This window comes from Amycolatopsis sp. H20-H5, assembly GCF_035828755.1.
Lineage (GTDB): Bacteria > Actinomycetota > Actinomycetes > Mycobacteriales > Pseudonocardiaceae > Amycolatopsis.
Genome location: NZ_JAYMZS010000080.1, coordinates 1 through 25,844 on the forward strand (window position 1 = coordinate 1; position 25,844 = coordinate 25,844).

Here is a 25,844-nt window from a genome sequence, read left to right on the forward strand (position 1 = left end):
GGCGGAGCAGGGCAAGGACGCCGCCGCCGCGGTCATCGCGGAGGCGATCGGCGACGCGGACCTGTCCGACCTCGCCGTGGGCACCGTCCGCGAGGCGCTCTCCGACGTCGGCGCGGTCGACGCCGTCGAGCTCCGCATCGTCGAGCTGACCGCCACCTCGATGGCCGCACTGGAGCGTGCGCACCTGGTGGGTTCCGCGACCGCCGCGCTCACGGAACTGGTGGTCAAGGCCACCCAGCGGACCTACTAGCCATGCGGACCGTCACCGGGCGCAGCGATCACGTGGTGGTGATCGGCGCCGGGCTCGCCGGGCTGTCGGCCACGCTGCACCTGCTCGGCGCGGGCCGCCGGGTGACCCTGCTGGAACAGGACGAGACCCCGGGCGGCCGGGCCGGGCAGCGGGACCTCGGCGGGCACACCGTCGACACCCGGGCCAGCGTCCTGACCATGCCCGAGCTGCTCGATGAGGCGTTCGCGGCGGTCGGCGAGTCGCTGGCGGGCAATCTGAAGCTCACCCGGCTCGACCCGGCGTACCGCGCGCATTTCGCCGACGGCAGCACGATCGCGGTGCACACCGAAGCGGCGGCCATGGAGGCCGAGATCCGGGCGGTCGCCGGGCCCGCCGAGGCGGACGGCTACCGCAGGCTGCGGCGCTGGCTGACCGAGCTGTACGAGGTGCAGAAGGACCGGTTCATCGGCGCCAACTTCGACTCGCCGCTCGACCTGGCCCGCCCGGAGCTGCTGCGGCTGCTGAAACTCGGCGGATTCGGCAGGCTCGGCCCGCGTATCGACGGTTTCCTGCGTGACGAGCGAGTCCGCCGCCTGTTCTCGTTCCAGTCGCTCTACGCCGGACTCGACCCGGCGCGCGCGATCGGCGCGTACGGCGTCATCTCGTACATGGACACCGTCGGCGGCGTCTACTACCCGGCGGGCGGCATGGGCGAGATCGCCCGCACGATGGCGGCCGCCGCGGGCCGGGCGGGCGCGGACGTCCGGTTCGGCACCGAGGCGGCGTGGCTCGAACGGGTGTCCTCGCGGGTCCACGCCGTGCGCACCCGCTCGGGTGAACGCATCCCGTGCGACGCGGTCGTGCTGGCGACCGAGCTGACGACCTCGTACCAGCTGCTCGGCGCCCGGCCCCGGCGTCCGCTGCCCCTGCGGTTCTCACCCTCGGCCGTGGTGCTGCACGGGCACGCCAAGCGCGACTGGCCGCTGCTGGACCACCACACGATCTTCTTCGGCGACGCCTGGCGGCGGACGTTCGCCGAGATCATCCGCGAGGGAAAGCTGATGAGCGACCCCTCCCTGCTCGTCACCAGGCCGACGGCGACCGAACCCGGTCTCGCCGCCACGGCGGGCACGCAGGTCATCTCCGTGCTCGCGCCGGCGCCGAACCTGCGCCGCGGGCCGATCGACTGGGGCCGGATCGGCGGCCGCTACCAGGACGAGCTGCTGCGGACGCTCGAAGCTCGCGGGCTCAGCGACTTCGGCGCCGAGTTCACCGTCGGCGAACGGATCACCCCGGCGGACTGGGCGGCGCGCGGGCTGGCCGCGGGCACCCCGTTCTCCCTGGCCCACACCTTCGCCCAGACCGGCCCGTTCCGGCCGGGGAACCTGGTGCGCGCCGCGGGGAACGCGGTCCTCGCGGGCTGCGGCACCACCCCCGGCGTTGGCATCCCGCCGGTGCTGATCTCGGGACGGCTCGCGGCGGCGAGGATCACCGGCCGATGAGCGACCGCGAACTGGACGCGGCGGGCATCACCGACCCCGCGCTGCGGGCCGCCTATGTGCGGTGCCGCCGGATCAACGCGCACCACGGCAGGACGTTCTTCCTCGCGACGAGGCTCCTGCCCGCCCACGCCCGCCCCGCCGCGCACGCCCTCTACGGCTTCGCCCGCGCAGCCGACGAACTGGTCGACAACCCCGAGCCCGGCACGGATCCGGCCGTCGCGCTGGACAAGGTCGGGGACCTCGTCGGCGAGGTCTTCGAGGGCCGCGCGCCCGCCGACCCGGTGCTGGCGGCGCTGGCCGACACGGTCAGGACGCACGCGCTCGAACGGTCGTTGTTCGACGACTTCCTGCGCTCGATGCGCATGGACCTGACGGTGACCCAGTACGCGACCTACGCCGAACTCGGCGAGTACATCCACGGCTCCGCGGCCGTGATCGGCCTTCAGCTGCTGCCGGTGTTCGGCACCGTGGTGCCGCGCGAAGAGGCCGCGCCGAGCGCGGCGGCGCTGGGCGAAGCCTTCCAGTTGACCAATTTCCTGCGCGATGTCGGGGAGGACCTCGACCGCGGGCGGCTGTACCTGCCGACCGCGGAACTGGCGGCGTTCGGGGTGGACCGCGAGCTGCTCACCTGGTCCCGCGCACGCGGCCTGCCCGATCGCCGGGTGCGCCGCGCGCTGGCCTTCGCGGTCAGCAGGACACGCGCGGTCTACCGTCGCGCTGACGCCGGAATCCCCTTGCTGCACAAGGGATCCCGGCCGTGTGTGCGCACCGCGAGCACGCTGTACGAGGGTATCCTTGACCAGATCGAGGCCCGGGGTTACGACATCCTGAACGACCGGGCGACGGTCCCCCGCCGACGTCGGCTGGCGGTCGCGCTGCCTGAGCTCGTGCGCGTGTGGGCGGGCGGGCATAGGCTCGGATCATGACGACTGCGAACAGGCCGATTCGGATCGGTGTGCAGATCCAGCCCCAGCACGCCGATTACGCCTCGATCCGCCGGACGGCTTCGGAAGCCGAAGACCTCGGCGTCGACATCGTGTTCAACTGGGACCACTTCTATCCGCTCTACGGCGAGCCCGAGGGCCAGCACTTCGAGTGCTGGACGATGCTCGGCGCCTGGGCGGAGTCCACTTCGCGCGTCGAGATCGGCGCGCTGGTGACCTGCAACAGCTACCGCAACCCCGAGCTGCTGGCCGACATGGCCCGCACGGTGGACCACATCAGCGGCGGCAGGCTGATCCTCGGCATCGGCTCCGGCTGGTTCGAGAAGGACTACGACGGGTACGGCTACGAGTTCGGCACCGCGGGCGGGCGGCTCGACGACCTCGCCGAGTCGCTCCCGCGCATCGAGTCGCGGCTGGCCAAGCTGAACCCGGCGCCGACCCGCAAGATCCCGGTCCTGATCGGCGGCGGCGGCGAGAAGAAGACGCTCCGCCTCGTGGCGAAGCACGCCGACATCTGGCACGGCTTCGGCGACCCGGAGGTCGTCGAGCGCAAGGTCGGCATCCTCGACTCGCACTGCAGGGAGATCGACCGCGACCCGGCCGAGATCGAGCGTTCGTGCGGCGTCCAGGGCGAGCCCGGCGAGCTCGGCCCCAAGCTCCTGGAGCTGGGCGTCTCGACGTTCACCGTCGGCATCGGCGGGCCCGACTACGACCTGAGCGCGGTCAAAGCCTGGACCGAATGGCGCGACAAGCAGTAACAGCAAGACCCTGAAGGCCACCATGACGGCGTTTAACGCCGTCATGGTGGCCTTCAGGGGCAGTCAAAGTGCTTTGCGGCGGTGAGCTGCGACGCGTTCCCGGGTCGCGCAGCGGGACGCCGTGCTCTCCCGCCGGACCTCGCCGCTCACCCCGGACGCGACCGTGTGCGCGAGCACCCTGTTACTGGCGGTGAGTTTCCTGGCCACCGCGGTGCTGCCGGGCGCGATGGTGCTGTTCGCGGCCACGGCCTTCGCGGGGCTCGGCGAGGGGCCGCAGCTGACGGCGTTGTTCACCATCCGGCACCGCGAAGCCCCGCCGGAGGTGCGGGCGCAGGTGTTCACTACCGCGGCGAGCGTGAAGGTCCTCGGGCTCGCGCTGGGTGCGGGGCTGGCCGGGCCGTTGACCGGCGTCTCGGTCTACGCCTGCCTTCTGGCGGCGACCGGCGCGCAGCTGCTCGCCGCGCTGATCTACCTGCTCTTCTCGATCAGCCGGGTCAGAACGCCATCGCCTGCGCGCGGCGCTTGACCTCGGTGCCGTGGCTGGTGCGCAGCGCGTGGACCGGGGTGCCGCCGGGCAGCGTCTCGTCCTCGGCGAACAGCCAGCGCAGCATCTCGGTGCGGGTGAAGCCGGAGTCGTCGAGCACGGTGATCGTGCCGGAGAGCCCCTTGAGCACGCCGTCCTTGACGAAGAACGCCTTCGGGACGTGCAGTTCGCCCTTGCGGCGGACGGCGATCAGCAGGCCGTCGCGCAGCATTTGCCGGACCTTGTTGGTCGAGGTCCCGAGCTCGTCCGCCACCTCCGAAAGGGAGAGGACGGGTACATCGGCATCAAGGACGTCGTCGGCGACAGGAAGACCACTCACAGGTGACACTGTGCCACATCCACCCCCCGCACCCAGCAGCGTCGCACCAAAGGCGTAACGAAAAACGGTCACTGGCACCCCGGACAGCAGGTCGCGTCCCAAGCGCATGGGCATATCCGTACGATCCCTACCTGTGACACGCACGGACACCAGCCTGGTCGGCACGCTGCTCGAGCGGCGGTACCGAGTCGACCGGCTGCTCGCGCGCGGTGGCATGTCCTCGGTCTACCGGGGCACCGACACGCGGCTCGATCGTCAGGTCGCCATCAAGATCATGGATCCGCGCTTCGCGGACGACCGTTCCTTCGTGGAGCGGTTCGAGCGCGAGGCCCGCTCCGCCGCCCGGCTGCACCACCCGCATGTGGTCGCCGTGCACGACCAGGGCTTCGACACCCCCGGTGGCGAGGAGTCCGGCCGTGCCTTCCTGGTGATGGAGCTCGTCGACGGCGGCACGCTGCGCGACCTGATGGACGAGCAGGGCCCGCTGGACATCGCGCTCGCGCTGAGCGTCGCCGAGCCGGTGCTCTCCGCCCTCGCCGCCGCCCACCACGCAGGCCTGGTGCACCGCGACGTCAAACCCGAGAACGTGCTGATCGGCCGCGGCGGCACGGTGGGCGCGGGCGGCGTGGTCAAGGTCGCCGACTTCGGCCTGGTCCGCGCGGTGGCCAGTGCCGGGACCACCAGTTCGAGCGTCATCCTCGGCACGGTCGCCTACCTCTCACCCGAACAGGTGACCACCGGCGAGACCGGCTCGAGCGGCGACGTCTACTCTGCCGGGATCCTGCTCTACGAGATGCTCACCGGCCGAGCGCCCTACACCGGGGACACCGCGCTTTCCGTCGCGTACCGCCACGTCAACGACGACGTCCCGCGCCCGAGCGAGCTGCGGCCGGGCGTCCCGCCCGCGCTCGACGAGCTGATCCTGCGGGCCACCCGCCGCGACGCCACGCTGCGCCCCGCCGACGCGGGGATCTTCCTGCAGGAGCTGAGCCGGGTGCGCACCGAGCTGGGCATCCCGCTGGTGGCGGTGCCCGTGCCGCCGCCACCGGACGTCGACGGCGAGTCCGACGTCGAACGCACGCTGCCCCGGATCCCGGTGGTCGAGCAGACCGCCCCGGTCTCCGGCCCGCGCGGCACGAGGGCGTTGACCAGGGCCGTTCCGCTCATGACGCCGCCGCAGCAGCAGCACAACCAGCAGCCGCCACGCCAGCAGCCGCCGACACCGCCTTCGGGCAACCAGGCCGCCGGGCAGCGGAAGCGCAAGCGGGTCATCGCGCTGGCGGTGGCCGGGGTGCTGATCCTCGGCGGGCTGATCGGCGCGCTCGCCTTCATCTTCACCGACAGCGCCACCACCGGCGCCTCGACCGTCCCGCAGCTCGCGGGGCTGAACCAGGCCGCGGCCGGTGACTCGCTGCGCCAGGTGAAGCTGACGCCGAAGTACGTCGAGGAGTACAGCAACACCGTCCAGGCCCACGTCGTCATCCGGAGCGACCCGGCGGCGGGCGCCTCGCTGCAGCCCGGCTCGACGGTGACGGTCCTGCTCTCCAAGGGCAAGCCCGTGGTGCCCGACATCCAGGTCGGCTCCCGGCCGGAGGACGCCGAAAAGGCCATCCAGGACGCTCAGCTCGTCCCCCAGCGCAGCGGCGAGGAGTACAGCGCCGACGCGCCGCAGGGGACCGTGCTGCGGGTCGATCCGAAGCCGGGCACCCAGGTGGACCTCAATTCGCCGGTGACGCTGGTGCTCTCGAAGGGGCCCGAACCGCTGCCGCCGGTGCCCGACGTCCGTGGCCAGCCGAAGGACCAGGCGTTCAACACCCTCAAGGCGGCCGGGTTCGAGCCGTTCCAGGCCGGCGAGGAGTTCGCCCAGGACGTCGAGGCCGGGAGCGTCACGCGGACGAGCCCCGAGGGCGGGGCCAAGGCGGGCACCAAGAAGGTCGGCGTGTTCGTCTCGAACGCCGTCACGGTGCCGGACGTGCGGTACAAGTCGTTCGACGACGCGGAGAAGATCCTCACCGACGCCGGGCTCAAGGCCGACCGGGACGGGCACGGACGCGGGCACGGCGGGTTCTCCTTCGTGCTGCAGCAGGATCCCGAGCCGGGGACGAAGGTCCAGAAGGACAGCAAGGTCAAGCTGAAGGGCGTCGGATGATCGGCAGCCGCGGCCGGGTCACCGGCGCGATCGGACCGGGCCTGATCGGCGAGGTACTGCTCAGCGTCCGCGGGGGCACCGAGGCTTTTTACGCCTATCCGCTGAACCCGGAAGAGAGCTTCCCGAGCGGCTCGCAGGTCCTCGTGGTCGATTTCGAATCGCCCCGTACGGTCTACGTCGAACGCTGGCAACCGCTCGGCGGCTAGCGGCGTATCAATGCTACAAGTTCATCGGATCGTGGGGGTAATGAGGGTATGAACATCCTGTGGATCGTCGGCGGCGTGGTGGTCGTCCTGATCTTCGTGTTCGTTCTGTTGCGGGTGCTCTACAAGGTGGCCGAGCCGAACGAGGCGCTGATCATCTCGGGCTGGGGCGTCCGGGTCGACCGCGCGGACACCGCGGACAGCCTCGGCTTCAAGATCATCACCGGTCGTGGCGTCAACGTCATCCCCGGTTTCCAGACCGCCCGGCGGCTTTCGCTGGACACGCGCGGGGTCAACCTGCAGGTTTCGTGCGTGACCAGGCAGGGCCTGCCGGTGACGGTGCGCGCCGTGGTCATCTACAAGGTCGGCGATGACTTCGCCTCGATCGCCAACGCCGCCCGCCGGTTCCTGGACCAGCAGAAGGGCATGAACGACACGATCCACGAGCTCTTCTCCGGGCACCTGCGCTCGATCGTCGGCGGGCTGACCATTGAGGAGATGATCCACAACCGCGACGCGCTCACCGGTGAGGTACGCCAGTCCTCGTCGACCGAGATGATCAAGCTCGGGCTGATCGTGGACTCGCTGCAGATCCAGGAGATCGACGACGAGTCGGGCTACATCCTGAACCTGGGCAAGCCGTACGCCGCCGCGATCGCCGCTTCGGCCAGGATCGCCGAGGCGCAGCGCGACCAGGAGGCCACCGAGGCCGAGCAGATCGCCGCCGCCAAGCGGGCGGGCGCGATGCGGGAAAGCCAGATCAAGCAGGCCGGGTACCAGGCCGAGGTCGACCAGGCCAAGGCGAAGGCCAGCCAGTCCGGCCCGCTGGCCGAGGCGACCGCGCGCCAGGAGGTCGTCGTCCAGGAGACCCGCGCCGCCGAGCTCGAGGCGGACTTGGCCGAGCAACGCCTGCAGTCCCAGGTCCGCAAGCCCGCGGACGCGAAGGCGTACGACACCCGTACGTCGGCGGACGCCGCCCGTGACGCCTCGATCGCGAAAGCCCAGGCCGAGGCGAAGGAGACCGAGCTGCGAGCCATGGCCGACGCGACCCGCGTCAAGACGGCCGCCGAGGCCGAGGCCCAGTCGACCAAGGCCCGCGCCGAGGCGAGTGCCGCCGCGACCAGGGCCACCGGTGAGGCCGAAGCGGCCTCGGCGAAGGCGCGTGGTCTCGCGGAGGCCGAGGCCGCCAGGGCGAAGGGTCTGGCCGAGGCGGAGTCCGCCAAGGCGAAGGGCCTCGCGGAGGCGGACGCGATCAAGGCGAGGGCGCTGGCGCTCGCCGAGAACACCGAAGCCGTCGTCGCGCAGCAGCTGGCCGAGAGGTGGCCGGAGATCGTCGCGGCGGGCGCCCAGGCGTTCGGCAACGTCGACCACATGGTCGTGCTGAACGGCGCGGACGGCCTGTCCGACATGTTCGCCAAGGCGCTCTCGCTTGGCGGCACCGGCCTCGGGCTGGCCAGGCAGCTGATGGACTCGATGGGCAAGCCCGCGAGCTCCCCGGCCGCCGAGCCGGTCAAACTCGAGGACAAGCTCCCGAAGAACGGCGACTTCTCGAAGCTCGACTGACGATGCTCGCGACTCGTCGACGAGTCGTGGTCTCTCAGTCGCTGAGAGACCACAACTCGTCGACGAGTTGTGCGCGTGGCGTACAGCTCGCGCGCAGGCGCTACGCAAGGCTTAGGCCAGCAGCGGGAATGTGGCCGGAATTCTCGGGGCAGAGGGCCGCCGGTTCGGTAGCCTGTGCGCCATGGTGGTGCTGAACTGCGCGGACGGGCGATGAGCTTCTTCACCGACGTCCCCCGTGAACGACCCCTGTTCCCCGTGCCGGAGCAGGAACTGTTCGCCTACAACGGGCGCGGCTGGACCGAGGCTCCCCGTGAGTACATCGTCCCGGCGATCCTGCCGTGGGCGGTCCCGCTGGGGCGCTCGGAACGGACCGTGGTCGCGTTGCGGACCGCCGAGGTCTGGCCGGAGGCGGTGACGCTGCGGCTCTCGGTGTACTCGCGCGACAGCCTGCTCGACGAGCCCGGCGAGGGGCTCATCGACCACCGCCGGGTGCCCGACTACAACGCCTTGCTGGTCGGAGTGCTCTTCGCCGACGGGACCCGGGCCAGCTCGGAGACCATTTCGGTGCCGTCGGCGGCCCAGCCGGGCGGCCCGGTGCTGCGCGCCAAGGGTCTCGGCGGGACGCAGTTCCAGGTCGAGCACGAGATCTTCCTCTGGCCGCTGCCGCCGGAGGGGCCGCTGACAGTGATCGTCCAGTGGCTGCATCGCGGCATCGCCGAGACGCACACCGAGCTGGACGGCGCGGCGATCCGGGCGGCCGCCAAGGACGCCGGCGAGATCTGGCCGGGCCTGCCGAAGCGCCAGACCCACGGCCTCCCGGTGCGGCGCGTCGGCAAGCAGGTGGCCATCACCCCCGAATGGGGCCCGCCCCTGCCCGTGCGCGGCCGGTCCCCCAAGGCCGAATAGGCGCGCGAGTGTGACGGACTCGTTCGGGTGACCGTGTCGGCAGTTTGCCTCGACGAAACACGGTGACCACCCGCTCGTCATGTCAGGCTGGTGTGGTGGGGCTCTTCTCCCCTTTCGACGCACAGAGCCGTGCAGTCCCCAAGACCCGGACCGCAGCACGCGCCGCCCGCACCAGGAAGGTCGAAGATGGCCGGTATTCCCCTCAGCGCCCTCGATGTCGCTTTCCTTTGCCTGGAAAGCGAAACCGCCCCAATGCACATGGGCGCGGTGGTCACCTTCCGTCCCCGCGGCGACGTCGACCCCCGGCAGCTGACCAGGCTGCTCGCCGAACGCGCGGCGAGGATCCCGAAACTGCGGCAGCGAGTCAAGGCCGCGCTGTTCCCCCCGGGCTCGGCGAACTGGTCCGAGGACCCGGATTTCCTTGCCGCGAACCACATCCACCACCACCGGGTGAGCGGACTGTACGAACCGGACCCCTTGAGCGCCTACGCCTCGCGCTGGATCGCGCGGCCGCTCAACACCAGGAAACCCTTGTGGGACCTGCATCTCGTGACCGGCCTGCCCGGCGGAGAGTTCGCCCTGCTGCTGAAACTGCACCACGCGCTCACCGACGGCGCGGGCGCGTACGCCATCGCAGCGGGCTTGCTCGACGACGTCACGGCGGCGGAACGCCCGAAGGCCGCCGCCGGAACCTCGCCGCGTTCGCCGGTGGACGCGGTGAAGGACACCTGGAACCAGGCCGGTGAAGCGGCTGGGATCGCGTCGTCGGTGGTCCGGGCCGCCCGCACCCCGGTCTCCCCGCTTTCGGCACCCGCCTCGGCCGAACGAAAGCTCGGGTTCGCCAGGGTCGGCATGGCCGACATCCGCCGGATCCGCCGTTCGCACGGCGGGACCACGAACGACGTCATCCTCGCCGTCCTGGCCGGCGCGCTGCGGGGCTGGATGGTCAACCGGGGCCAGCGCGCCGACGGCCGGACGCTGCGCGCGCTCATCCCGGTCAGCGTGCGCGGCCGGGCGAAGGAGCAGCTCGGGGGCAACAAACTGTCGGGCTACCTGTGCGATCTGCCGGTCGGCACGGAGGACCCGGTGGAGCGGCTGCGCCAGGTCCGCCAGGAGATGAACCGCAACAAGGCGGCGGGGCCGGGCCGGGGCGCGGGCGCGTTCCCGCTGCTCGCCGACCGGCTGCCCTCGGTGCTGCACCGGCTCGGCGGCAAGGCCACCGGGCTGGCGGCGCCGCTGCTGTTCGATCTGGTGGTGACCACCGTGCCGGTCCCCGGCGCCAGGCTGAGCCTGGACGGCGCGCGGCTGACGTCGGTCTTCCCGTTCGTCCCGCTCGCACCGCGCCAGGCCGTCGGCATCGCCGTCGCCGTGCACCGCGACTCCGTCCATATCGGACTGCAGGTGAACGGCGAAGCCGCGGGGGACATCGGTTCCCTGCACGACGCGGTCCTCAAGTCCGCCGCCGAGCTCTACTCGGCCGCCGACTGACCCAAGGCCAGCTGAAGGTCGCCTTTGCTGCGTTCAACGCACCAAGGGCGACCTTCAGCTGGCCTGACGCACCAAGGGCGACCTTCAGCCGCGCAGCATTTCGGCGACCAGGAACGCCAGTTCCAGGGACTGCTGGGTGTTCAGGCGCGGGTCGCAGGCGGTCTCGTACCGGCCGGACAGGTCGATGTCGGAGATCTCCTGTGCGCCGCCGAGGCATTCGGTGACGTCCTCGCCGGTCAGCTCGACGTGGATGCCGCCGGGGTAGCTGCCGATCTTGCGGTGCACCTCGAAGAAGCCCTGGACCTCGTCCACGATGCGGTCGAAGTGGCGGGTCTTGTAGCCGGTCGACGACTCGTGCGTGTTGCCGTGCATCGGGTCGCACTGCCAGATGACCTTGTGCCCGGACTCCTCGACCTTCTCCACGATGGCGGGCAGCACCTCGCGGACCTTGCCGTTGCCCATCCGCGCGATCAGCGTGAGCCTGCCTGGCTCGTTGCGCGGGTCGAGCCGCTCGACGTACTCGAGCGCCTGCTCCGGCGTCGTGGTCGGGCCGATCTTGAGCCCGATCGGGTTGGCCAGCAGCTCGGCGAACGCGATGTGCGCGCCGTCGAGCTGGCGGGTGCGCTCGCCGACCCACAGGAAGTGCGAGGAGAGGTTGTAGAGCTTCGGGTTGGTCGAGTCGGCGTTGTCCATGCGCAGCATGGAGCGCTCGTAGTCGAGCAGCAGCGCCTCGTGGCTGGCAAAGATCTCGGTGGACTCCAGCGAGGAGTCGGTGACACCGCAGGCGGCCATGAACCGCAGCCCGCGGTCGATCTCCGCGGCCAGCGCCTCGTACCGCTCGCCGGCGGGCGAGGTCAGCACGAAGTCCTTGTTCCAGTCGTGCACCTGGGTGAGCCCGGCCATCCCGGCGCCGGTCAGCGCGCGGACGAGGTTCATCGCGGCGCCCGCGTTCGCGTAGGCGCGGATCATCCGGCCGGGGTCCGGCACCCGCAGCTCCGGCTTGGCGACCAGGGAGTTGATGATGTCGCCGCGGTACACCGGCAGGCCGAGCGCGTCGGTGCCCGAGGAGCGCGGCTTCGCGTACTGGCCGGCGATGCGGCCGACCTTCACCACCGGCAGGCTCGCGCCGTAGGTGAGCACCACGGCCATCTGCAGCAGCGCGCGCAGGTTGGCGCGGATGTGCGGCTCGGTGTTGGACTCGAACGTCTCGGCGCAGTCACCGCCCTGCAGCAGGAACGCCTCGCCACGCGCGACCATGGCCAGCCGCTGCTGCAGCCGGTCGATCTCGTTGGGCACGGTGATCGGGGGGACGCTCTCCAGCAGCGCGCGCACCCGCTGGGTGAGTGCCGGGTCGGGCCACTCGGGCTGCTGGGCCGCCGGGCGCGAAAGCGCGTCGTCGAGCCGGTGCCGCAGTTCCGGCGGCAGCGGGGGCAGTTCGGGGAGCGTGTCTACGGGAACGTCCACTGTCCAGTTCACCCGTCCAGGATAGGCGGGCCCGCTCGACCCGGAGGAGTGCGGTCACCGGACCGCAGGGCAACCGGCTTCGGCCGGTGACGGGCGCCACCGGTGACAGAGAAGTGACAGCCGATTCCGTATCCTGGGAAAATTATGACAATTTGTCACTAAATTATCGATCTTGGCTCTACTATTTGTCTGGAGAAATCCAGCACGCCACGCTGTGTAGGTGGCGGAATGAGGCTAGGTTCTGGGGCTTAGCAGCCTTGCCATTCAGGAGCGTGAACACCGGTGTCCGATCATCTTCCGGAAGACCCTGTCCAGGCGGTGCGCACCGCGCCCCGCAAGGGCCGTCCGCCGATCCTGGACCGCACCGGCATCACCGAGGCCGCCATCGCGATCGGCTTCGAAGAGCTCAGCATGTCGCGGGTGGCCGCCGTGCTCAAGGTGCGGCATTCCGCACTGTACCGCTACTTTCCGTCACGGGACCTGCTCGTGGCCGCGGCGATCGACCGCATCGCCGCGGGCGTCGATTGGCCGGAACCGGTGACCGCGGAGCAGTTCCGGCCGCGGCTGCACGCGACGTTCCACACATTGTGGACAGTGCTCGGCGCGCACCCGGGTCTCGCCAAGGAAACCAGTGCCGCGCGGTTCAGCACCAACAAACTGCTGAGCCGGTTCGACGTCCTGCCACTGGAACTGGTCGAGATCGGTTTCGGCCCGACGGACGCGTTGTACGCGGTGTACAGCACCCTGCATTTCACCCTGGGCAGCGCGATCATGTCCGAGGACGCGAGGACGCTCGGACCCGAAAGCGGCAGCAGGCGGCCGCTCGCCGAGAATTCCGCGGCGTGGACTGACGCGCGGACCCACGACGCGTTCGCCACCATGATCGGCCAGTCCGCCGAATCCTGGTTCGCCACCCAGCTCGACCTCGTTCTCGACGGCGTCTGCGCCCGCCTGCGCTCCTGACCCCGCGCCCAGCCCACAACTCGTCGCCGGTGAAAAAACGGGACGGGCTAGACGACTGCGAGCGGCAGGGCGGTCGGGTGCACCGGGGCGGGCAGGTCCGAGGCGCCGGTGAGGAAGGCGTCGACGGCGTGGGCCACCGAGCGGCCCTCCGCGATCGCCCAGACGACCAGTGAGGCACCGCGATGCGCGTCCCCGCAGACGAAGACGCCGGGCGTCGAGGTCTGCCAGTCCGCGCCACAGGACAACGTGCCGCGCTTGGTCAGGGAAAGGCCGAGCCCGTCGAGCAGCGCCATCTCCTCGACGCCCTCGAACCCGATCGCGAACAGCACCAGGTCGGCGGGCAGCTCCTCGACCTCGTCGTTGACCGGCACGACCTCGCGGCGGCCCGTCGACAGGTCCTTGGTCACCCGCACCCGCTGCAGTTCGACCCCGCGCACGTTCCCTTTCTCGTCACCGACGAACCGCTTCACCGCGACCGCGAACCTCCGCTCGCCCGCCTCCTCGTGCGCGGGATAGGTGCGCAGGAGGTACGGCCAGGTCGGCCACGGCGACCGCTCGTCGTCCCTTGTGGACGGAGGGGTCGGGTACTGGTCCAGCTGGGTCACCGAAAGCGCGCCCTGGCGGGTCGCGGTGCCGTACGAGTCGGCGCCGGTGTCCCCGCCGCCGATGATGATCACGTGCTTGCCCCGCGCGTCGAGCGACGACGGCCCGTCGCCCTCGACCTGCCGGTTGGCGGGCACGAGGTGCTCCATCGCGAGGTGCACACCCGCCAGCTCACGTCCCGGCGTGGTGGTGTCGTCGCGTCCGCGCAGCGCGCCGACGGCCAGTACCACCGCGTCGTAGCGGGCATTCAGCTCGTCCACACTCAGGTCGACACCGACCTCGCAGCCGGTGACGAACTTCGTGCCCTCCTTCTGCAGCTGGGCGAGCCGCCGGTCGAGGACCTTCTTCTCCATCTTGAACTCGGGGATGCCGTAGCGCAGCAGCCCGCCGAGCCGGTCGTCCCGCTCGAAGACGGTGACCTCGTGCCCCGCCCGCGAGAGCTGCTGGGCGGCGGCGAGCCCGGCCGGGCCGGACCCGACCACGGCGACCCGCTGCCCCGAGGACACGGCCGCGATCTGGGGCTGCACGTACCCGGCTTCCCAGGACACGTCGGCGATGGTCTGCTCGACCCGTTTGATGGCCACCGGCCCGCCGGACTCCGGCGAGATCGACAGCACACAACCCGCTTCGCACGGCGCCGGGCACAGCTTCCCGGTGAACTCGGGGAAGTTGTTGGTGGAGTGCAGCCGATCACTCGCCGCCGCCCAGTCGCCGCGGCGCACCAGGTCGTTCCACTCGGGGATCAGGTTGCCCAGCGGGCAGCCCGACCCGCCGGAGTGACAGAACGGGATGCCGCAGTCCATGCACCGCGAAGCCTGCTTGCGCACGGTTTCGTTGCGTGCGACTGAATCGACCTCGGCGTAGACCTCGCCCCAGGAACCGAGACGGTCCTGCGTGGACTTCTTCTCCGGCTCTTCGCGGGCGAACTTCATGAAACCGCCTGCGTCAGCCACGAGCTGCCTCCATGATCGCCTCGTCGACGTCGCGGCCGGCGGCGCGTGCCGCCTTCGCCGCGTCCAGGACCCGCTGGTAGTCCCGGGGCATCACCTTGGTGAACGCCGCCGAGCGCCGGGGCCAGTCGCCGAGCAGCGACGCGGCCACCGCGGAGCGGGTGAAATCGTAGTGCTTCTGCACGGCCTGCTTGAGCCACACCAGGTCCTCGGAACTGGGGGCCTGCAGGTCCACCATGTCGCGGTTGACCTTCTTGCGGTCCAGCTCCAGCACGTAGGCCTGGCCGCCCGACATCCCGGCGGCGAGGTTGCGCCCGGTCTGGCCGAGCACGATCGCGTGGCCGCCGGTCATGTACTCGAAGGCGTGGTCGCCGACGCCCTCGGCGACCACCAGCGCGCCCGAGTTCCGCACGCAGAACCGTTCGCCGACCTGGCCGCGCAGGAACAGTTCGCCGCCGGTGGCACCGTAGGCGATCGTGTTGCCCGCGATGGTCTGCCGCTCCGCCGCGAACTTGGCATCGGGATGCGGGCGGACGATGATCCGGCCGCCGGACAGGCCCTTGCCGACGTAGTCGTTGGCGTCGCCGACCATGTCCAGGGTGATCCCGCGCGGGAGGAACGCGCCCAGCGACTGCCCTGCCGAACCGGTGAGCAGCACGTGGATCGTGTCCTCCGGCAGGCCTTCACCGCCGTAGCGCCGGGTGATCTCGGAGCCGAGCAACGTGCCGACGGTCCGGTTCACGTTGCGCACCGGCAGTTCCAGCCGCACCGGGTGAGCGTCCTCAAGGGACGCTTCGGCGAGCTGGATCAGCGTCCGGTCCAGCGCGTGCTCGAGGCCGTGGTCCTGCCCGCGGGTGCGCCGCCTGGCGCCGCCGTACGGCGTCTCCGTGGGCATGTCGAAGATCGGCCGCAGGTCAAGGCCGGACGACTTCCAGTGCGCGACGGCCTTGTCGGTGTCGAGCACCTCCGCGTGCCCGATGGCCTCGTCCAGGGTCCGGAAACCCAGGTCCGCCAGCGTTTCCCGGACCTCCTGCGCGACGAACCGGAAAAAGTTCACCACGTGCTCGACTTCGCCGGTGTAGCGCTTACGCAGTTCAGGACTCTGCGTGGCGACCCCCACCGGGCAGGTGTCGAGGTGGCACACGCGCATCATGATGCAGCCCGCGACGACCAGCGGCGCCGTCGCGAAGCCGTATTCCTCAGCACCGAGCAGCGCGGCGATGACCACGTCCCGGCCGGTCTTCATCGCGCCGTCGACCTGCACAGTGATGCGATCGCGCAAACCGTTGAGCAGCAACGTCTGCTGGGTCTCGGCGAGGCCGATCTCCCACGGCGTGCCCGCGTGCTTGAGCGAGTTCATCGGCGAGGCGCCGGTGCCGCCGTCGTGGCCCGAGATGAGCACGACGTCGGCGTGTGCCTTGGACACGCCCGCCGCGACCGTGCCGACGCCGAGCGAGGACACCAGCTTCACGTGGATGCGGGCGTTCTCGTTGGTGTTCTTGAGATCGTGGATCAGCTGGGCGAGATCCTCGATCGAGTAGATGTCGTGGTGCGGCGGCGGGGAAATGAGCCCGACCCCCGGCGTGGAGTGCCGGGTCCGCGCGATCCATGGGTACACCTTGTTCGGCGGCAGCTGGCCGCCCTCGCCGGGTTTCGCGCCCTGCGCCATCTTGATCTGAATGTCGTCGGCGTTGACGAGGTATTCGCTCGTCACCCCGAACCGTCCACTTGCGACCTGCTTGATCGCACTGCGACGCTCCGGATCGTACAGCCGCTCCGGATCTTCGCCGCCTTCACCGGTGTTCGACTTGCCGCCGAGCCGGTTCATCGCGATCGCGAGGGTCTGGTGCGCCTCCATCGAGATGGAGCCGTACGACATCGCGCCGGTGTTGAAGCGCTTGAAGATCGCCTCGGCAGGCTCGACCTCGTCGAGCGGGACGGGCTCGCGGTCGGACCGGAAGGCGAACATCCCGCGCAGCGTGCCGCCCTCGCGGTAGAGACGGTGCACTTCGTCGCTGTACTTGCGGTAGACCTCTTCGCGGCCGGTCTTTCCCGCGTGCTGCAACAGGAACACGGTCTCGGGCGTGAACAGATGCAGCTCGCCCTCACGCCGGTACGCGTACTCGCCGCCGGTGTCGAGTCCACGGTGGACGCGGTCGGTCGGGTTGTCCGGGTACGCGCGGCGGTGCCTGACGGCGACCTCCTCGGCCAGCACGTCGAGCCCGACGCCGCCGAGCTTCGAGCTGGTGCCGGTGAAGTACTCGTCGAGCATCTCCTGCGCCAGGCCGAACGACTCGAACACCTGCGCCGCGGTGTACGCGCCGACGGTCGAGATGCCCATCTTGGACATGATCTTGAGGACGCCCTTGACCAGCGCCTGGACGTAGTTGCGGATCGCCTTCGCCGGTTCGATGCCGGTGATCGCGCCGGTGGCGATCTGGTCCTCGATGGTCTCGAAGGCGAGGTACGGGTTCACCGCGGCGGCGCCGTAACCGAGCAGCACCGCGATGTGGTGCACCTCGCGGGCGTCACCGCTCTCGACGACCAGCGCGACGCGCAGCCTTTCCTTGGTGCGCACCAGATGGTGGTGCACCGAGGAGACCAGCAGCAGCGACGGGATCGGCGCCATCCGGTGGTCGGAGTCCCGATCGGACAGCACCAGCGTGCGGGCGCCCGACGCGATGGCCTCCGACGCCTCGCGGCGGACCCGCTCGATCGCGCTCGCCAGCGCGTCCGCGCCGCCGTCCACTTCGTACAGTCCGGAAAGGACACTGCAGGAGAAGCCGGGGAGGTCGCCGTCGTCGTTGATGTGGATGAGCTTCGCGAGCTCGTCGTTGTCGATCACCGGGTACGGCAGCTGCACGTGACGACACGACGCCGGGCCGGGCGCGAGCAAGTTGCGCTCGGGACCCATGATGCGGCTCATCGAGGTGACGAGCTCTTCGCGGATCGCGTCCAGCGGCGGGTTGGTGACCTGCGCGAAGCCCTGCTTGAAGTACTCGTAGAGCAGCCGGGATCGCTGGGACAGCACGGCGGGCGGGGTGTCGGTGCCCATCGAACCGAGCGGCTCGCCACCTTTCTCGGCCATCGGCGCGAGCAGGATCTTGAGCTCTTCGTCGGTGTAGCCGAAGGAAAGCTGGCGGCGCAGCACCGAGTCGTGGCTCTGCACGATGTGGTCGCGGTCGGGCAGGTCGGCGATCTGCAGGAGACCGGCGTGCAGCCAGCCCTCGTACGGCAGTTTCTTGCCCAGCGCGGACTTGACCTCTTCGTCGTCCACGATCCGGCCCGCGACGGTGTCCACCAGGAACATCCGGCCCGGCTTCAGCCTGCCCTTGGCGACGACGTCCTGCGGCGCGACGTCGAGGACACCGGCCTCGCTGGCCAGCACGACGCGGCCGTCCGCGGTCTGCCACCAGCGGGCGGGACGCAGGCCGTTGCGGTCGAGCACCGCGCCGACGAGCGTGCCGTCGGTGAAGGTGACACAGGCCGGCCCGTCCCAGGGCTCCATCAGGCTCGCGTGGTACTGGTAGAACGCCCGGAGTTCAGACGTCATGGTGGCTGAAGTCTGATTCCCGTCTCCGACGGGGGTGTTCTCCCACGCCTCCGGGATCATCATCAGCACCGCGTGCGGCAGCGAGCGGCCGCCCAGGTGCAGCAGCTCGAGGACCTCGTCGAACGAGGCCGAGTCCGAGGCATCCGGGGAACAGATCGGGTAGAGCCTGCTCAGGTCGCCGCCGAACAGGTCCGATTCCAGCAGCGCCTCGCGGGCGCGCATCCGGTTGCGGTTGCCGCGGATCGTGTTGATCTCGCCGTTGTGCGCGACGAACCGGAACGGGTGCGCCAGCGGCCACGACGGGAAGGTGTTGGTGGAGAAGCGGGAGTGGACCAGCGCGATGGCGCTGGCGAGGCGCGGGTCCCGCAGGTCGGCGAAGAACAGCGGCAGCTGCCCCGGCGTGACCATGCCTTTGTAGACGATCGTGCGTGCTGACAGCGAAGGGAAGTACGTGCCGCAGCCCGCTGTCGAGCTCTCGTGCTCGACCCGCTTGCGGAGGCAGAAGGCCAGCCTGTCGAGCTCCAGCCCGGCCGGGCGGTCACCGGCGGCGTCGGCTTTCGCGGCGACGAACAGCATGGCGAAGTGGGGCATCACCGAGCGGGCGGTGGGGCCGACATCGGCGGCGTCCGCGTCGACGGGGACCGCGCGCCAGCCGAGAACGTCGAGGCTCTCCTCTTCCGCGATCCGCTCGATCAGCTCGACGGCCTTGCCACGCTCTTCTTCGTTGAAGGGCAGGAAAGCGATGCCGGCCGCGTAGTGGTGGTGCCCGTCCTTGCCTGGCTCGGGCAGTGCGAAGTCCGTGTCCTCGCGGAGCAGTTCGTCGGGCAACTGCAGGAGGATTCCGGCGCCGTCGCCGCTGGTGGGTTCGGCGCCCGCGGCGCCGCGGTGGTCGAGGTTCGTCAGCGCTGTCAGGCCGTCGGTGACGATGCCGTGGGAACGACGCCCGCGGATGTCGGCCACCATGGCCACGCCGCAGGAGTCCTGTTCGGTCTCCGGATCGTAAAGTCCCTGTTTGCCTGGAGTGGCGGAGAAGATCATGAAGGGACCCCCTTCGTCGTCGTCGTGCTCAGTGGCCGGTGACCCGGCCAGGGGATGCGCACGGGACGACGATGGCCCGTTCGTTAGCGCGACTTTAACACCTGGGAAACATGCCAGCATCCGCTCAGTGCTGCCCGAAGCTGATCGAAAGGTAACGATCTGGATGAGCGGAACGACAGAGTTCCTGATGGGGTCACATTAGTTCGCTCTGCTAAGTATACGCGGCGAACCGATCCGTCAAGTCTGGGTGCGCCGGTCGAAGATACCCATCCCGGCGCCCGCGCGCAGCGTGGGACCGGCGGAAATCACACTGACCGGGTGTAGCCGGGGTTTCACCTTGCGCACTTTCCCGATCTCGCCACCAACGGTGATCAGTTGGTGTCATAGTGTCCGCACGCGGGAGCACCCGCGATGGGTGGAACAGGCGACGAGGGGGACCTATGGCCGATCTCGAGACGAGTCCGGCGGCCTTGACGGCGTACGCGCAGAACCTGGACGGGCTGCACGGCGCCATCGACAAGATCAACGAGTACATGCGCACCCAGGGCTGTGACACCTCGGGGTTCACCGGGCTGTTCGTGGTGCTGCGCCCGGTGGTCGACATGGTCGGCTCACTGTACGACGAGACGCTGAAGTTCGGGCACAACAGGCTGAACTCGATGAGCGCCGGCATCAAAGCCGCCTCCGAGCACTACGCCACCGTCGACGCCACCGCGGCGAAGCGGCTGGCGGACCTGATGCGCGAGCTCGACGAACCGTCCGGGATGCCGACCGGGGTGGCGCCGCCGGGCATCGGCGGCTCACGTTCGCAGTCGGAACCGGTCTACTGAACTTCACGAGGGGGAACACATGAGTGCGCCGATTACGCTGTCCGACGGCAGCGAGATCGTCGAGCTGCTCGAGCCACCGGAGCTGGACAGCGCCGAGGACATCCAGGACCTGATCAACGACGCGGGCGTCGAGGTCATGGCGGTCGACTGGGTGTTCCAGCAGATCGCCGGGCGGAGCCTGGTCGAGGCCGTGATCATGCCGATCACCGGCGACTTCACCAAGATCGCGGGCAACGCCGAGGCCTGGCGGACCATCGCCGAGGCGATGAAGCAGTTCGGCAAGACGATGACGGAGAACGCGAGCGCCGTCGGCGAGCAGTGGACGGGTGCCGCGTCGCTCGCCCACGAGGCCTATGTGGACATCGGCTGGCGCGCCGGGCTCGCGGCAGAGGCCGGGATCGCCACCGCGATCGCCAAGGGCTTCGACGCGCTTTCCGACGCTTCCAAGAAGCTGGCCGCGAAAGCACTGGACCTGCTGAAGAAGCTCGTCGACAAGCTGATCGAAATCGCCGTCAAGGCCTGCATCCCGGTGGCGGGCTGGGCGCTCGAGGCGACGACCATCCTCGACGCCATCGAGATCTTCAACATGATCCTCGAGATCATCGAGATGATCAAGGACATCATCGAGAAGGTCGGCGACCTGTGGGACTCGGTTAAGGACATCGGTTCGCAGCTGGCGAAGATCAAGGACGTCAAGGGACTCGGTGACCTGACGAAGATCGTCACCGACGTCGCGGGGGACGTCAAGGACATCAAGGGCGACGTCAAGGGGATCAAGGACAAGGCCAAGGAGATCGGCACCACCGCCGCCGAATCCGGGCACGACAAGAAGGACAGCGGTTCCTCCTCACACGAGAAGAGCCACAGCGACTCGTCCTCCCACGAGAAGCCCGCTTCGCACGAGAAGCCGGACAGCGGCCCGCCCGCGCACGAGCCGCCTGCCACCCACGACAAGCCCAAGACGCACCGGTCGCGATCCGGCCGCATCTCCGGCCACATCTAGGAGCACCACCATGAACGAGGATGCCTGGAAGACCCCCGAGGTCCGCGAGGCCGAGTCCTCTTTGGACCGTTCGCTGACCAAATCGCGGGAACTGCTCAAGAAGCTGGACAAGGTCAAGCTCCGTCCCGCGGATCTGCGCGCGTCGGGCGAGCAGGTCGCCGCGCTCGAGAACGCCGCCAAACGGCCGGACGCGCCCGCGGAGATGCGGCTGCTCAAGCGCAAGGTCGACGCCGGGGAACTGTCCTGGAAGGACGTGGCCGAGGGACGGGCCTTCGCCGATCCCGACTTCCGGCAGCTGGCCGCGACCAAGCTCGGCCCGGCGCGTGAGGCCTACCAGGACTTCGAAGAAGGCGCGACGCTCGACGACGTCATCGAAGCGGGCGGCGGTTCGACGGGCCCGCTCAGCGACTCGTCGAGCTCCGCGCCGCCCGCGGCTCCCCTGCCGCCGACTCCCCCGCCGCCCATTCCCCCGGCACCCGAGCCGCCCGAGGATCCGCCCCCGCCCGCCCGGCACCGCCGCGACGAGGTCGACGACGACGCCTTCACCGACCCGCTCGCCACGACCGACAAGGACGACACACCACCGCCCCCGCCGCGGAGCAAGCCCGAACCGAACCAGCGCGGCTCAGGCCCCGCCGACGATGACGACTACTTCGGCAACGGCCAATGGCGCGGCTGACCTGACCCCGCCCGTCCCTGGGTGAAACGACCGCACGTCGAAACCCGCGACTCGTCGACGAGTCGCGGGTTTCGAGGTGTTTGGCGCGTGACTGAGGGTCAGGAGGCCGGGGCGTCGGGCTTGGGCTCGTCGCTCGCGGTGGCTTTGTCGACCGCGGTGTCGCGGACCGTGTCCGGCGCCGCGCCGACCTCGGCGTGTGTTTCCGCGCTCTCGGGCTCAGCCTCGGTGGCGTCGGCCGGGGCAACATCGGCAGAGACAGGCTCGGCCTCGAAATCCTTGCCGCGCAAGGTTTCCGGCGCTTCGCGCGGGCCGCGGTTGCGGGTCAGTACGAAGGCGATGACAGCGCCGAGGAACACCAGGATCGAGGTCCAGACGTTCACCCGCAGGCCCAGGATGTGGTTCGCGTCGTCGGTCCGCATCAGCTCGATCCAGAACCGGCCCGCGGTGTAGCCCGCGACGTAGAGCGCGAACACACGGCCGTGCCCGAGCTTGAACTTCCGGTCCGCCCAGACCACCAGCGCCGCGACGGCGAAGTTCCACAGGAGCTCGTAGAGGAAGGTCGGGTGCACGGGGCTGTTCGGCAGCGGGATGTGCCCGGTGGCGACGCCGTTGAGCAGGTTGTTCGGGTCATCGGGGTTGAAGCGCTGGTAGATCTCCAGCCCCCACGGCAGGTCGGTGTGCGCGCCGTAGAGCTCCTGGTTGAAGTAGTTGCCGAGACGGCCGATACCCTGCGCCACCACGATGCCGGGGGCGAGCGTGTCCGCCATCGCGGGCAGCGGGATGCCCTTGCGGCGGCACGCGATCAGCGCGCCCACCCCGCCCAGCGCGATCGCGCCCCAGATGCCGAGGCCACCGTCCCAGATCTTCAGCGCGTCCAGCGGGTTCTTGCCGGGGCCGAAGTAGAGCTGGTTGTCGGTGATGACGTGGTAGAGCCGCCCGCCGACCAGGCCGAACGGCACCGCGAACACAGCGACGTCGACGACGGTGCCCTTGGTACCGCCGCGGGCGACCCAGCGGCGCTCACCCCACCAGAGCGCGACGATGATGCCGGCGATGATGCACAGCGCGTAGGCCCGGATCGGGATGAACCCGAGGTGCCAGACGCCGCGGTCAGGGCTGGGGATGGTCGCGAGGAAGGCGGCCGACGCGGAATACACGCCGCCACCGTAGCGCGTCCGCGGCCCGGCCCGGCGAGGAGCCGCCGCAGACGGTCCTGAGGCCGGGTTCGCGGTCCCCCTCCAGTGGTCCGGCGCCGCTTCGGTGGTCATCGCACTGCGACGGTCCGGAGTACATGCAAGGCTTCGCATATGAGCATTCCTGTAACCGGCTACGCCCACGTTCGCCTCACCGTGACCGACATCGCCCGCTCACGGGAGTTCTACGACTCGGTCTTCGGCTTCGACGTGGCCTTCGAGGTGCCGGACGACGCCGACGACGCCACCAGGGAGCAGCTCGCCTTCCTCTTCGGCGGCGTGATCTACCAGGTGCCGGGCGGCCTGTTCGGCCTCCGCCCGGTCGCCTCGCCGCGCGACGGCTTCAACGAGGACCGGACCGGGCTCGACCACCTCAGCTTCTCCGTCGCCTCCCGCGCCGACCTCGACCAGGCGGCGGGGCGGCTCGACGAGCTGGGCGTCGGGCACGAGCCGGTGAAGGACATCGGCGCCGGGTTCCTGCTGGAGTTCCGGGACCCGGACAACATCGCGCTGGAACTGTTCGCGCCCGCTTCCTGACGGCCCACCGCGTGATCGAGCCGTGCGGGAGGACAAGCTGGGCTAGGACTCCATGGCGGCCAGGTAGCCCGCGATCAGGGCGTTCGCGACCAGCCCGACGGCGGTGTCCTGGGGCAGGAACCGCTCGTCGTGCAGGCTCGGCGCGCCCGCGGAGTCGCCGAGGCCGACGAACATCATCAGGCCCCTGGTCGCGCCGCAGTAGTGCGCGAAGTCGTCGGCGCCGAACGAGCGAAACTCGGTGTCGACGTCGATCCGGGGGGTGCGCGCCAGCCAGGCCTGCGCGCGGGTCGCGAGGCCGGGATCGTTGTGCAGCACCGGTTCGCACGGGCTGATCCGCAGTTCGGCGGTGCAGCCGTGTGCCTTCGCGGTGCCCTGGACGATCTCGGCGAGCGCGTCGAGGGCGACGTCCCGGTCGGCGGCGCGCATGAGCCGCAGCGAGCCGAACGCGCTCGCGTGGTTCGGCACGACGTTGGCCGCGGCCCCGGCCTGGATCCGCCCGATCGAGCACACCGCGCCGAAGATCGGGTCGATCCGGCGGCTGGCGAGCTGCTGGAGGCTGACCACGACCTGGCTCAGCGCGAGGATCGGATCACGCAGCAGATGCGGGTAACCGGCGTGCCCGCCCTGGCCGTGCACGATCACCTCGAACTCGTCGGTGGACGCGTTGACCGGGCCGGGCGCGGCCGAGACCACGCCCTGGGTCAGCCGCGGCTGGACGTGCGCGCCGATGACGGCGTCGACGTCGTGCTCGGCGAGCACCCCGGACCCGACGACGTCGAACGCGCCGGACGGCGAAGTCTCCTCACGTGGCTGCAACAGCGCGAGGATCGGCTTGGGCACGCCGATCTCCACCGCCGACCGGCACACCGCGACCAGCGCCGCGAGGTGCACGTCGTGCCCGCAGGCGTGCATCAGGTCCGACTGCGACGCCCACGCCACCCCGGTGCGCTCGGTCACCGGCAGCGCGTCCAGCTCGGACCGCAGCGCGACAGCGGGCCCGCCCGCGGACCCTGGCAGCAGCACCGCGCGCCCGGTCTTGGCCACCTGGACGCCTTCGCCCGCGCCCAGCGCCTCGACGACCAACGCCGCGGTGTCCTCCTCGTCGCCAGAGGCCCGCGGGTCGGCGTGCGCCCGGTGCCGCAGCTCGATCGCCGCCGGGAGTTCGGTGGCCATCGCCCGCCGCCAGTCCTGCCACAACGCTTCCGTCACCGAACCTCCAGCCGGTAGACGCGCTCGGCGTTCTCGTGCCCGGCCAGTGCCGCGAGCCGCTGAGCGTCCACTTCGGACATTACGTCCCCGGCAAGCGCGGCGCTGAGAAAGTCCGAAAGCCCCTGGCGGAACAGCGTGCTCCCCAGGTGGTAGAGCTCGGCGAGGCCGAACGCGTCGGTGGAGAACAGCAGCTTCCCGAACGGCACGATCTCGAGGGTCTCGGCGAGGATCGCGGGCGCGCGGTGCCCGGCGTTGTGCGTGGCGAGGCCGACGTCGACGAACACGTGCTCGAAGACCTGCGCCAGGTACGCCGCGTTGCGGTGGAAGGGATAGTTGTGCAGCAGCAGGATCGGCACCCCGCTCGCGCGCGTCGCCCGCAGCAGGCCGGTCAGCAGCAGCGGGTCGCAGCGGTGCAGGTCGACGTCGGAATCGCCGAACCCGACGTGGAACTGGACCGGCAGTCCCAGGTCGATCCCGGTCCACACCAGGAAACGGTGCAGCACCTCGTCCGCCAGCCGCACCGGGTCCCCCCGCCCGGCCCGCGCCAGCCAGCGCCCGGCGGCGTCGGCGACCGCACGCTCCGACGGCCGCTCACCGGACAGCTCCAGCCCGACCCGGTAGGCCGCGATCGACTTGAACCCGACCGCGGTCGCGGCCCGCTTCGCCAGCTCCCCGGCGAAGTCCGCGGCGAACCCGGCCGCGGTGGTCCCGGCCCGCAGGACGTCCTCGGCCACGAGCTCGAGCCGGACGACGTCGTGCGCCCGCGCCCCCGCCAGCTCGGCGAACTCGCCGGTGCCGGTCAGCGACTCGGGCAGGAAACCGCCGTCGAGCAGGAAGTCCGAGGTGCCGGTCCCCCGCAGGAAACGCCGGTTTACCTCGGCGGCACCCAGCTCGGCACGCCGCGCCAAATACTCGCCGACCGGCGCGTGGGCGGGCAGGTCCAACACCGGCGCGCATCGTTTGCGGACAGCGAGGCCGATCAGCGAGTCGAAGAGACTGGTGCCGAGCGGCGAGACGGTGTCGGCCTCGGTGAGCATCACCTCGAACCCGGCCCGGTCCACCTCCCTGGTCACCACCCCGTGGCAGTGGTGATCGACCAGCCGCAGATCGGCCACGAACGGCAGCAACGTCATGCATCCTCCCTCTTCGGCGCCCGGTCCCTGAAGGCCACCTTCACGGCGTTTTACGCTGTGAAGGTGGCCTTCAGGGACCACTGA

At 70.3% G+C, this 25,844-nt stretch carries 21 protein-coding genes and 1 pseudogene; 15 read left to right on the forward strand and 7 right to left on the reverse strand.

Features of this window, described 5'->3' with window-relative positions:
- The 5 genes and pseudogenes from QMK34_RS32655 to QMK34_RS32675 form a co-directional block, all read left to right on the forward strand.
- Positions 1-250: pseudogene (locus tag QMK34_RS32655) on the forward strand (polyprenyl synthetase family protein); the annotation flags it as partial.
- Between the two features lie 2 nt (positions 251-252).
- The gene (gene crtI, locus QMK34_RS32660) at positions 253-1,731 is read left to right on the forward strand and encodes a phytoene desaturase family protein (protein WP_326418504.1); all 1,479 of its coding nucleotides are present in this window, start codon (positions 253-255) and stop codon (positions 1,729-1,731) included.
- Positions 1,728-2,657: a phytoene/squalene synthase family protein gene (locus QMK34_RS32665; RefSeq protein ID WP_326418505.1), complete on the forward strand. Its 930-nt coding sequence runs from the start codon at positions 1,728-1,730 to the stop codon at positions 2,655-2,657. The genes crtI and QMK34_RS32665 overlap by 4 nt, the downstream gene beginning before the upstream one ends.
- The gene (locus QMK34_RS32670; RefSeq protein WP_326418507.1) at positions 2,654-3,433 is read left to right on the forward strand and encodes an LLM class F420-dependent oxidoreductase; all 780 of its coding nucleotides are present in this window, start codon (positions 2,654-2,656) and stop codon (positions 3,431-3,433) included. Before QMK34_RS32665 ends, QMK34_RS32670 begins: the two co-directional genes overlap by 4 nt.
- Before the next feature lie 121 nt (positions 3,434-3,554).
- Positions 3,555-3,959 (forward strand): hypothetical protein, encoded by a 405-nt coding sequence (locus tag QMK34_RS32675; RefSeq protein ID WP_326418508.1) that lies wholly within the window; start codon positions 3,555-3,557, stop codon positions 3,957-3,959.
- Here the strand turns inward: QMK34_RS32675 and QMK34_RS32680 are convergent.
- Entirely contained in the window at positions 3,928-4,296 is a 369-nt protein-coding gene (locus QMK34_RS32680) for an Rv2175c family DNA-binding protein (protein WP_326418509.1), read from the reverse strand. The two genes, QMK34_RS32675 and QMK34_RS32680, sit on opposite strands and share 32 nt — an antisense overlap.
- A gap of 133 nt (positions 4,297-4,429) precedes the next feature.
- On the opposite strand from QMK34_RS32680, the gene QMK34_RS32685 reads away from it, so the two are divergent.
- The 5 genes from QMK34_RS32685 (at position 4,430) to QMK34_RS32705 (ending at position 10,605) form a co-directional block, all read left to right on the forward strand.
- Positions 4,430-6,445: a Stk1 family PASTA domain-containing Ser/Thr kinase gene (locus QMK34_RS32685; RefSeq protein WP_326418510.1), complete on the forward strand. Its 2,016-nt coding sequence runs from the start codon at positions 4,430-4,432 to the stop codon at positions 6,443-6,445.
- Positions 6,442-6,651, forward strand: coding sequence for a hypothetical protein (locus tag QMK34_RS32690; protein WP_326418511.1), 210 nt, complete (start codon positions 6,442-6,444; stop codon positions 6,649-6,651). The genes QMK34_RS32685 and QMK34_RS32690 overlap by 4 nt, the downstream gene beginning before the upstream one ends.
- A gap of 48 nt (positions 6,652-6,699) precedes the next feature.
- The gene (locus tag QMK34_RS32695; protein ID WP_326418512.1) at positions 6,700-8,211 is read left to right on the forward strand and encodes an SPFH domain-containing protein; all 1,512 of its coding nucleotides are present in this window, start codon (positions 6,700-6,702) and stop codon (positions 8,209-8,211) included.
- A gap of 210 nt (positions 8,212-8,421) precedes the next feature.
- Positions 8,422-9,117, forward strand: coding sequence for a hypothetical protein (locus QMK34_RS32700; RefSeq protein WP_326418513.1), 696 nt, complete (start codon positions 8,422-8,424; stop codon positions 9,115-9,117).
- A gap of 186 nt (positions 9,118-9,303) precedes the next feature.
- Positions 9,304-10,605: a wax ester/triacylglycerol synthase family O-acyltransferase gene (locus QMK34_RS32705; RefSeq protein ID WP_326418514.1), complete on the forward strand. Its 1,302-nt coding sequence runs from the start codon at positions 9,304-9,306 to the stop codon at positions 10,603-10,605.
- Between the two features lie 84 nt (positions 10,606-10,689).
- Here QMK34_RS32705 and QMK34_RS32710 read toward each other — a convergent pair whose 3' ends face one another.
- Positions 10,690-12,081 (reverse strand): class II 3-deoxy-7-phosphoheptulonate synthase, encoded by a 1,392-nt coding sequence (locus tag QMK34_RS32710; RefSeq protein ID WP_326418515.1) that lies wholly within the window; start codon positions 12,079-12,081, stop codon positions 10,690-10,692.
- A gap of 270 nt (positions 12,082-12,351) precedes the next feature.
- Between QMK34_RS32710 and QMK34_RS32715 the strand changes: the two genes are divergently transcribed.
- Positions 12,352-13,032 carry a TetR/AcrR family transcriptional regulator gene (locus tag QMK34_RS32715; protein WP_326418516.1) on the forward strand — a complete coding sequence of 227 codons (681 nt, stop codon included), beginning with the start codon at positions 12,352-12,354 and terminating at the stop codon, positions 13,030-13,032.
- Positions 13,033-13,079: 47 nt separating this feature from the next.
- On the opposite strand, the gene QMK34_RS32720 is transcribed toward QMK34_RS32715, so the two are convergent.
- The gene (locus tag QMK34_RS32720) at positions 13,080-14,588 is read right to left on the reverse strand and encodes a glutamate synthase subunit beta (protein WP_326418517.1); all 1,509 of its coding nucleotides are present in this window, start codon (positions 14,586-14,588) and stop codon (positions 13,080-13,082) included.
- Entirely contained in the window at positions 14,581-19,176 is a 4,596-nt protein-coding gene (gene gltB / locus QMK34_RS32725; RefSeq protein WP_326418519.1) for a glutamate synthase large subunit, read from the reverse strand. Before gltB ends, QMK34_RS32720 begins: the two co-directional genes overlap by 8 nt.
- A gap of 440 nt (positions 19,177-19,616) precedes the next feature.
- Here gltB and QMK34_RS32730 point away from each other — a divergent pair, with 440 nt between their 5' ends.
- The 3 genes from QMK34_RS32730 to QMK34_RS32740 are packed head-to-tail and all read left to right on the forward strand — an operon-like array spanning position 19,617 to position 21,688.
- Positions 19,617-20,006 carry a hypothetical protein gene (locus QMK34_RS32730; RefSeq protein WP_326418520.1) on the forward strand — a complete coding sequence of 130 codons (390 nt, stop codon included), beginning with the start codon at positions 19,617-19,619 and terminating at the stop codon, positions 20,004-20,006.
- Between the two features lie 19 nt (positions 20,007-20,025).
- Positions 20,026-21,009 (forward strand): WXG100 family type VII secretion target, encoded by a 984-nt coding sequence (locus QMK34_RS32735; RefSeq protein WP_326418521.1) that lies wholly within the window; start codon positions 20,026-20,028, stop codon positions 21,007-21,009.
- Positions 21,010-21,019: 10 nt separating this feature from the next.
- The gene (locus tag QMK34_RS32740; protein WP_326418523.1) at positions 21,020-21,688 is read left to right on the forward strand and encodes a hypothetical protein; all 669 of its coding nucleotides are present in this window, start codon (positions 21,020-21,022) and stop codon (positions 21,686-21,688) included.
- A gap of 98 nt (positions 21,689-21,786) precedes the next feature.
- On the opposite strand, the gene lgt is transcribed toward QMK34_RS32740, so the two are convergent.
- The gene (gene lgt, locus QMK34_RS32745) at positions 21,787-22,845 is read right to left on the reverse strand and encodes a prolipoprotein diacylglyceryl transferase (RefSeq protein WP_326418524.1); all 1,059 of its coding nucleotides are present in this window, start codon (positions 22,843-22,845) and stop codon (positions 21,787-21,789) included.
- A 150-nt stretch (positions 22,846-22,995) separates the two neighbouring features.
- Here lgt and QMK34_RS32750 point away from each other — a divergent pair, with 150 nt between their 5' ends.
- Positions 22,996-23,418, forward strand: a complete 423-nt coding sequence (locus QMK34_RS32750; protein WP_326418525.1) for a VOC family protein — start codon at positions 22,996-22,998, stop codon at positions 23,416-23,418.
- A gap of 42 nt (positions 23,419-23,460) precedes the next feature.
- Here QMK34_RS32750 and QMK34_RS32755 read toward each other — a convergent pair whose 3' ends face one another.
- Together QMK34_RS32755 and QMK34_RS32760 are read right to left on the reverse strand one after the other, a co-directional pair.
- On the reverse strand, positions 23,461-24,591 hold the full coding sequence (locus QMK34_RS32755; RefSeq protein ID WP_326418548.1) for a M20 metallopeptidase family protein: 1,131 nt from the start codon (positions 24,589-24,591) through the stop codon (positions 23,461-23,463).
- 32 nt (positions 24,592-24,623) lie between these two features.
- The gene (locus QMK34_RS32760; RefSeq protein ID WP_326418526.1) at positions 24,624-25,760 is read right to left on the reverse strand and encodes an amidohydrolase family protein; all 1,137 of its coding nucleotides are present in this window, start codon (positions 25,758-25,760) and stop codon (positions 24,624-24,626) included.
- Positions 25,761-25,844: the final 84 nt, after the last annotated feature.